The organism is Streptomyces sp. NPDC059564, assembly GCF_042735575.1.
Lineage (GTDB): Bacteria > Actinomycetota > Actinomycetes > Streptomycetales > Streptomycetaceae > Streptomyces.
In genome coordinates, this window is the sequence record NZ_JBHWBP010000635.1 from 1 (window position 1) to 1,940 (window position 1,940).

3 protein-coding genes and 2 pseudogenes are annotated in these 1,940 nt (G+C 68.8%); 2 read left to right on the forward strand and 3 right to left on the reverse strand.

What is annotated here, in order from left to right; all coding sequences use genetic code 11:
* A pseudogene (locus ACFV0Q_RS41115) lies at positions 1-214 on the reverse strand (amidohydrolase); the annotation flags it as partial.
* 42 nt (positions 215-256) lie between these two features.
* Positions 257-469: a cyclase family protein gene (locus ACFV0Q_RS41120; protein WP_385013174.1), complete on the reverse strand. Its 213-nt coding sequence runs from the start codon at positions 467-469 to the stop codon at positions 257-259.
* A gap of 348 nt (positions 470-817) precedes the next feature.
* Here ACFV0Q_RS41120 and ACFV0Q_RS41125 point away from each other — a divergent pair.
* Positions 818-952 (forward strand): annotated as a pseudogene (locus tag ACFV0Q_RS41125) (IS630 family transposase); the annotation flags it as partial.
* A gap of 29 nt (positions 953-981) precedes the next feature.
* Here ACFV0Q_RS41125 and ACFV0Q_RS41130 read toward each other — a convergent pair.
* On the reverse strand, positions 982-1,608 hold the full coding sequence (locus ACFV0Q_RS41130; RefSeq protein ID WP_385013176.1) for a TetR/AcrR family transcriptional regulator: 627 nt from the start codon (positions 1,606-1,608) through the stop codon (positions 982-984).
* A 71-nt stretch (positions 1,609-1,679) separates the two neighbouring features.
* On the opposite strand from ACFV0Q_RS41130, the gene ACFV0Q_RS41135 reads away from it, so the two are divergent.
* Positions 1,680-1,940: ketopantoate reductase family protein (locus ACFV0Q_RS41135; protein ID WP_385013178.1), on the forward strand; the 261-nt coding region annotated here is incomplete at its 3' end.

Here is a 1,940-nt window from a genome sequence, read left to right on the forward strand (position 1 = left end):
CGTAGGTGTCCAGGACTATGACGCTCTGGACATGGACGTGGGTGACGATCAGGCCGGGGAGCAGCGTTGCTCCTTGTGCGTCGAGGGCCTCTCCGGGGGTTGCGGAGGGCTCGCGGATCAGGCCGTCCTCCAGGGCAACCGAGGTGGGGTCGGTGAGGTGGTGTCCATCGAAGATCCGGACGTTGCTGATGGTGGTCCTCGCCGGGTTGTCCATGGTTCCTCCGTCGCGGGTGGGGGCAACTCCTGCTGGTCCTGCTCATGAACACTGGCTGTGCGCGCTGCTGACCGGGCTCGGATTCCGAGGATCGGGTGGTGCGGTCCATCCGAACCGCACCACCAGCGCGTCACCGGCCTCGATCGTGACACCTTCACGCAACTCGGCGGCATCGAGGTCCCGAGCGGTGACCGCGAAGCCGGTGGGTTGGGGGCCGTTCGCTGCGTGGCCGAGCAGCACTCCCCGCGTGGCCACGCCGGTGGCGAACGCCGTTGTGGAACCAAGCTTGACCCCGGGCGGAGGTGGTGATCAGTTCCTCGGCGACCCACCGTGCGACGTTGTCGGGGTAGGGCGCTGCCGGTCCGGTTCATCCGATGTGCGTCGTCCGGGGGGTGGGAGGTACGTCGCGGCACAGTGAAGGACGCCAGGGTGCCCATTCGCTGTGCCGTACACCGGCACCGCCCGCCTCGCGCGGCCAGTTCTGGTGAGGCTCGCTTATTTGCTCTGCAGCTTCCCCAGCGGGTTGGGTTCTTCCTCCAGCGCGGTGGCCGCGGCCTTCCAGCTGGTGTCATCGGGGTTGAGGGCGCTGCGCAGGTAGGCTCCTTCGCCCTCGACGGCACCGACCACCCGACCCGCAAGGCCCAGGGCAGTGTGATCCGCCGGTACGTCATCTGGCGGAACAGGAACGCCGCTGACAAACGCCTCACTGCTCTCGTCCACAGGGCGAACGCCGCCTGACCGGCGCTGCCAGCGTCTGTCTTGGGTGGTCAGGTCCCGTTCGGTGGCGCACTCATCGCTGCCGTCAGGAATGTGAGCGCCCATCGTCTGGCCGCGTCGCCCGCTACCGGGGACTCGCAGCCGGGGGAGGGCTGCTGGTGGACCTGGAGGCGGTCGACGGCCGTCACGGCAAAGATCCCCCGCATCCGGAACCGCAGCTCCTCCGGGGAAAGGCCGGGCAGAGCGCGTGCGAAGGCCGCGAAGTAGCGCTCACGGACCGAGTCCTCGGCCGGGCCGGTCCAGCTGCGTGCCTCCTCGGCCGGGTCGCTGAGGATCGTCACGATCAGCCGGGACGTCCGGGCGCCGCCGTCGTCGGCCGGCATCTCGTCGAACAGAGGCCCTGCGAACGCCTCCACCAGTTCGCTGACCGACGGGTCGGGGGTCCGGGCGAGCAAGGTATCGAGCCCGGCGCACTGGGCAGCGGTGATGGGCTCGACCACGCGGCGGGCGACTGCCGCCATCAGCTCCGACTTCGAGCCGAAGTGGTAGCCGACAGCGGCCAGGTTCGCTCCGGCGCGTTGGGTGATCGCGCGGACCGAGGTGCCGCGGTATCCGTGCTCGGCGAAGAGGTGCTCGGCCGCGTCGAGGATCTGGGCGCGGGTGTCTGGGGTTGCCACATGACGGACTATACATATGATTGAATGAAACGAACGTATGAATCAAACGGTCGTGTAAGTGAGGGTGCGCAATGAAGCTGCTCGTGTACGGCGCCGGGGTTCTCGGCAGTCTGTTCGCCGCCCGGCTGCATGAGGCCGGCCACGACGTCTCGCTCCTCGCCCGAGGCGAGCGCCTGACCGCTCTGCACCGGCACGGCGTGCAGCTCGCCGAGGAAGACGGCCCGGTCGGGCGGGTATCCGTACCGGTGGTCGAGCACCCGGACGGCGCGTACGACCTCATCACCGTTTTCGTGCGCACCCACCAGGTGGACGGGGTGCTGGAGTCACTCGCC